The organism is Sphingopyxis sp., from assembly GCF_035250425.1.
Lineage (GTDB): Bacteria > Pseudomonadota > Alphaproteobacteria > Sphingomonadales > Sphingomonadaceae > Sphingopyxis.
This window is the reverse complement of record NZ_DATFFD010000164.1, coordinates 1-5827: the sequence shown is the minus strand read 5'-3', so window position 1 is coordinate 5827 and position 5827 is coordinate 1. Positions and strand designations below refer to the sequence as shown.

Genomic DNA, 5827 nt, shown 5'->3' with positions numbered 1-5827 from the left:
TTGGGAGTTGATCGACAAACTCCGCGACCGGAATGGCGAACAAGGAGATAATTGTGGCTGACACCAACTACGACCTCATCGTCCTCGGCTCGGGACCCGGCGGCTATGTAGCCGCGATCCGCGGCGCACAGCTCGGCCTCAAGGTGGCCATCGTCGAGCGCGAATTGCTCGGCGGCATCTGCCTCAACTGGGGCTGCATCCCCACCAAGGCGCTGCTCCGCTCGGCCGAGATCTTCCATTACATGCAGCACGCCAAGGATTACGGCCTCGCCGCCGAGAAGATCAGCGCGGACATCGAGGCAGTGGTCAAGCGCTCGCGCGGCGTCGCCAAGCAGCTCAATCAGGGCGTCACGCACCTGATGAAGAAGAACAAGATCGCGGTGCACTTCGGCGAGGGCAAGCTGACGGCCAAGGGCAAGCTCTCGGTCACCGACAAGGACGGCAAGAAGACCGAACTGAGCGCGAAGAACATCATCCTCGCCACCGGCGCGCGCGCCCGCGATCTTCCCAATCTTCCCGCCGACGGCAAGCGGGTCTGGACCTATCGCCACGCGATGACCCCGCCCGAGATGCCGACCAAGCTCCTGGTCATCGGCTCGGGCGCGATCGGCATCGAATTCGCCAGCTTCTACAACGATATGGGCGCCGAGGTGACCGTGGTCGAGATGCTCGACCGCATCGTCCCCGTGGAGGATGCCGACGTCTCGGCCTTCCTCGAAAAAGCGCTCAAGAAGCAGGGCATGACGATCCACACTGGCGCGGGCGTCGAGGAATTGAAGGCGACCGCCAACGGCGTGTCGGCGAAAATCAAGGGCAAGGACGGAAAGACCCAATCCGCCGAGTTCAGCCACGCGATCGTCGCGATCGGCATCGTCCCGAACACCGAAAATATCGGCCTCGAAGCCTTGGGCGTGAAGACGACCAAGGGCCATATCGACACCGACGCGATGTGCCGCACCAACGTCCCCGGCCTTTGGGCGATCGGCGACGTCACCGCGCCGCCGTGGCTCGCGCACAAGGCGATGCACGAATCGATCATCGCGGTCGAGGCGATCGCGGGCAACCATCCGCACACGATGGACGTCCGCAACATCCCCGGTTGCACCTATTGCCGCCCGCAGATCGCAAGCGTCGGGCTGACCGAAGCGAAGGCGAAGGAACTCGGTTACGAGGTCAAAGCCGGAACCTTCCCCTTCATCGGCAACGGCAAGGCGATTGCCTTGGGCGAGTCCGAGGGCTTCACCAAGACGGTGTTCGACGCGAAGACCGGCGAACTGCTCGGCGCGCACATGATCGGCGCCGAGGTCACCGAGCTGATCCAGGGCTATACGATCGGCAAGACCGCCGAACTGGTCGAGGATGATTTCATCGGCACTGTCTTCCCGCATCCAACGCTCAGCGAAACGATGCACGAAGGCGTGCTGGCAGCGTTCGGGCGGCCTCTGCATATTTGATTTGGTTCGCACGAAGCCACGAAGCCACAAATGGGGCTTTTCTTCCCCCGTTCGTGCTGAGCTTGTCGAAGCACTGTTCTTCTCTTCGACGCTCGAAAGGAAGAGCGGCCCTTCGACAAGCTCAGGGCGAACGGGTTTGACGGGTCTTTGTGGCTTCGTGCCTTTGTGCGAGTCATTTTTTGACTTGAGGGACAAGCCATCACCAAATCATCGCGCTATGTCATCGTGGCCGCCGCCTTGCTCCTCACGGTCATCCTGCTCGGCCTGACAGTAGGCGCAGGCTGGACGCAGGCCATCGACTGGCAAATCTCGCATACGCTGGCGATCCGCGTCGATGAACGCAATCCCGCTTTCATCGCCTTCATGCAAGGAGCAAGCTGGATCGGCGGCGGCACCCCGCGCTGGATCATCGTCATCCTGCTGTGCGGCCTCGTCTGGCACTGGTGCGGCCCGCGCTGTGCCATCGCGCTGGGCGGCGCATCGCTGCTCTCGAACCTCGCCTCCAGCCTGCTGAAGCTCGGCTTCGCCCGTGCGCGTCCCGACCTGATCGATCACCTCGACCATCAAACGAGCTCTTCCTACCCCAGCGGCCACGCGACGAGCGCCGCGGTCGTCTATCTGCTGCTCGCCTCGCTCGCGCCGCCACGCTGGCGTCCCTACGCATGGACGCTCGCGGCGGCGATGATCATCCTCAACGGCTTCTCGCGCATCATGCTCGGCGTTCACTGGGCCAGCGATATCGTCGGCGGCACGATGCTCGGTGCGGCGTTCGCGCTGCTCGGTGCATGGTGGGTCGCAAAGCACAGCGCGGCCGCCTGACGCATTTTCCGCTGTCCTATTTTGCACCGCTTTGCCATCACCGGATCCGGGCACCAACAACAGGCGGGGTAAACATGCAATCGCGAGTGAAGTTACGTAGTTTTCTGCGGGGAATCGCTTTGGGCTCGACGGCGCTTTTCGCCGCCTCAATCGCCCACGCGCAGGCACAGGACGCGGCCGGGCAGACGGTGATCACCGCCGCACGCTACATCGACGTCCTGACCGGAAAGACGGTCGAATTTCCCGCGATCTTCGTCGGCGCCGACGGCCGCATCACGAACATCGCCGACGCGCGCACCGTCCGCTGGGGATCGAACGTCAAGCATATCGACCTCGGCGACAAGACCTTGCTTCCCGGCCTCATCGACATGCACGTCCACCTCGACGGCCCCGCCGATATCGGCGGCTATCGCGGGCTCGAATTCACCGACAGCTTCTGGGGCATGACCGCGGTCAAGAACGCGAACGACATGCTTGGTGCCGGCTTCACGACGGTGCGCAACGTCGGGTCGGACAACCGCAACGATATCGGGCTCAAACAGGCGATCGACGCGGGCTATGCGACCGGCCCGCGCATCGTCCCCGCGGGCTATGCGCTCGGCGCGACCGGGGGGCATTGCGACAGCACTTTCCTGCCGCCCAGCCTCGAAAAGAAGGACGGCAAGGAAGAGGGGGTTGGCGACACGCCCGAGGAACTGCGCTTCCAGGTCCGCCGCCAGCGCAAATATGGCGCCGAGGTGATCAAGGTCTGCGCCACAGGCGGCGTCTTTTCGCGCAACACCGAACCCGGGCAGTTACAGGTCTCCGAACGAGAACTCGCGGCGATCGCCGACGAGGCGCATCAATGGGGCCTGCGCGTCGCCGCGCACGCGCACGGCGCCGACGGTATCCGCGCTGCGATCGCTGCGGGGATCGACACGATCGAGCATGTCAGCCTCGTCGATGACGAGGGCATCCGCATGGCCGTCGCGCGCAAACAGCCCGTGTGGTTCTCGATGGACATCTACAACACCGAATATACGCAGGCCGAGGGTGCGAAGAACGGCGTGCTCGAGGATAACCTCCGCAAGGACCGCGAGATCGCGCAGATCCAGCGCGACAATTTCCGCAAGGCCGTGAAGGCCGGCGTGCGCATGGTGTTCGGTTCCGACGCGGGCGTCATGCCGCACGGCCAGGTCGGCGGCCAGTTCCGCGTCATGGTCGAATATGGAATGACCCCGCTGCAGGCGATCCAGGCCGCGACGAAAAACGCCGCCGAGGCGCTCGTCCGTGAGAAGGATGTCGGCGCGATCGCGGTAGGGCGCTACGCCGATATCGTTGCGGTCGACGGCGATCCACTGACCGATGTTCGCCAGCTTGAAAGCGTCGATGCGGTGGTGAAGGGCGGGGTGCTGGTGAAGGGGAACTGAGCCGCTCACCCCGATTCCGTTCGTGCTGAGCTTGTCGAAGCACCGTTCATTCTTTTGACGCCGCAAAGAAGAACGGCCCTTCGACAGGCTCAGGGCAAACGGGTTTTGGTTGGCGAATTAAACCACCAGCCGGTCGATCAACGCCTCGCGCATGTCGGGGGTGAAGTTCAGCACCGCCTCGGCATAGGTCGGGATATCGCCGTGATCACGCCGCACCGTGGCGAGCGCGGCGTCGAGATAGGCGGGGTTGACCGACATCAAGGCGCGGATCGCATCGTCGTGGATTTCGGCGCCATAACGCGAGCGGATATGCGCGGCGCCCTGCGCGATGCGTTCCTCGATCTTGCCCGCGGTGTTGGTGAGGAGATAGTCCTGCATCAGGTCGTCCTCATGGACCCCGAGCAGCCGATGGACGATCGCGACCGCAAAGCCCGTGCGGTCCTTGCCCGCAACGCAGTGGACAAGGCTCGGCGCGTCATATTCGGCGAGCGCCGCCAGATAGAGCCGCAGCGTCGCGACGAGCGCGGGGCGATAGGGCATGCCGGCATAGGTATCGATCATCCGCTCGCGCGCCGTCTCGACATCGATCGTCCCGCCCGCCGCCTGCAGATGCGGCGCAAGGCCGGCGGTAATGCCGCCCGCAAACAGCACGCGCGCCGAGAAGCTCTCCGACCGCCGGCACGGGTGCAGCTCGCGCTCGTCGTCGCCGCGCAGGTCGATCACCGTCTCCAGCCCCAGCGCGTCGAGTGCGTCCAGATCATCGTCGGTCGCAGCCTCATGATGCGCCGAGCGCCACAGCGTCCCGTCGCGCAGCCGCCCGCCACCCTCGACCGCGTAACCGCCATAGTCGCGGAAATTGTGGACGCCGGCCAGTGGCAGGACTCGCTCGGCAATCATCATCATTCTCCTGTAAACACCGGGGGACGCTTTTCGACGAAGGCATTGATCGCCTCGCGGTTATCCGCGGTTTCGTGGACGATCGCCTGATAGGCTGCACTCAGTTCCAAAATATCGCTCATCCGGCTGTGCTGCGCCTCGCGCAGCAAACGCTTCGTCAGACGCAGCGCGCGCGGCGGGTTGCAGACGATCCGCTCGGCAATGGCGATCGCACGGTCGAGCAGTTCCGCATCGGGCACGACGTCCGTGACCAGACCATATTCCTTTGCCTGTGCGGCGTCAAAGCGGTCCCCGGTCAGGAACAGCTCCGCCGCACGCGGATAGCCGAGTATCTTCTGGAGCAGCCATGCCCCGCCGTCGCCCGGCACGATCCCGACCTTGATAAAGCTGCACGCGAATTTCGCGCTCTCCGCCGCGATGCGGATGTCGCAGGTGCAGGCAAGGTCGCAGCCCAGCCCGATCGCGTGGCCGTTGACCGCGGCGATCATCGGCACCTCGCAATCCATCAAGGCGCGGATTACCGCCTGCACGCCCTTGCGGTAATTGGCGCGGGTGGAATCGGGCTGGTCGAGCACGCCGATTCCCTGGCGATCCTGCATGCCCTTGAGGTTCCCGCCGGCGCTGAATGCCTTGCCGCTGCCGGTCAGGATGATCGCACTGACACCGCGGTCGTCGCCGAGGGTGCGGAGCGTGTCGATGATGTCCTGGCAGTCTTCGTGGGTGCCGATCGCATTCATGCTTTCGGGCTTGATCATCGTCAGGATCGCGATCTTGCCCCGCCGCTCGACACTCAGAAATTCGCCCATCTTCAATTATCCTTTGCTGACTAACCAAAGCTATTGCATGGCTGGCGGGACATGCAAGGCTTTGCGCTCTATCCTTTCGATCCGCCCGGCGACATTGCCGCACTGCGTGCCGATTTGCGGTCCTGGCTTGCGGTGAACCAGCCGCAGGGCGATGTGGTGGCGCGCGCGAATTGCTGGGCGAGTTTCGATCCCGACTTCAGCCGCGCGCTGGGTGCGGCGGGGTACGTCGGCATGACGCTGCCGGCGCGCTATGGTGGCGGAGATCGCCACCCGCTCGAACGCTATGTGGTGATCGAGGAATTGCTCGCGGCGGGAGCGCCCGTTGGCGCGCACTGGATCGCCGATCGACAGACCGGGCCGCTGATCCTGCGCTATGGCAGCGAGGAACAACGTCAGCGCTATCTTCCCGGCATCGCGAAGGGCGAACTTTACGCCTGCATCG

6 protein-coding genes are annotated in these 5827 nt (G+C 64.2%); 4 read left to right on the top strand and 2 right to left on the bottom strand.

All coding sequences use genetic code 11. The features are described from left to right. The first annotated feature begins 53 nt into the window (after positions 1–53). The 3 genes from lpdA (at position 54) to VJ811_RS09740 (ending at position 3682) form a co-directional block, all read left to right on the top strand. Positions 54–1454, top strand: coding sequence for a dihydrolipoyl dehydrogenase (lpdA, locus tag VJ811_RS09750; RefSeq protein WP_324072079.1), 1401 nt, complete (start codon positions 54–56; stop codon positions 1452–1454). A 225-nt stretch (positions 1455–1679) separates the two neighbouring features. Beyond that, the gene (locus VJ811_RS09745; RefSeq protein ID WP_324072078.1) at positions 1680–2273 is read left to right on the top strand and encodes a phosphatase PAP2 family protein; all 594 of its coding nucleotides are present in this window, start codon (positions 1680–1682) and stop codon (positions 2271–2273) included. Between the two features lie 74 nt (positions 2274–2347). Continuing rightward, positions 2348–3682: an amidohydrolase family protein gene (locus VJ811_RS09740; protein WP_324072077.1), complete on the top strand. Its 1335-nt coding sequence runs from the start codon at positions 2348–2350 to the stop codon at positions 3680–3682. A gap of 117 nt (positions 3683–3799) precedes the next feature. Here the strand turns inward: VJ811_RS09740 and VJ811_RS09735 are convergent, their stop codons facing one another. Further along, positions 3800–4579 (bottom strand): tyrosine-protein phosphatase, encoded by a 780-nt coding sequence (locus VJ811_RS09735; RefSeq protein WP_324072076.1) that lies wholly within the window; start codon positions 4577–4579, stop codon positions 3800–3802. A 2-nt stretch (positions 4580–4581) separates the two neighbouring features. Continuing rightward, a complete protein-coding gene (locus VJ811_RS09730; protein WP_324072075.1) occupies positions 4582–5385 on the bottom strand; it encodes a crotonase/enoyl-CoA hydratase family protein in 804 nt (267 codons plus the stop codon). A 51-nt stretch (positions 5386–5436) separates the two neighbouring features. Between VJ811_RS09730 and VJ811_RS09725 the strand changes: the two genes are divergently transcribed. Beyond that, positions 5437–5827, top strand: a 391-nt coding sequence (locus VJ811_RS09725) for an acyl-CoA dehydrogenase family protein (RefSeq protein ID WP_324072074.1), incomplete at its 3' end; no start/stop codon positions are given.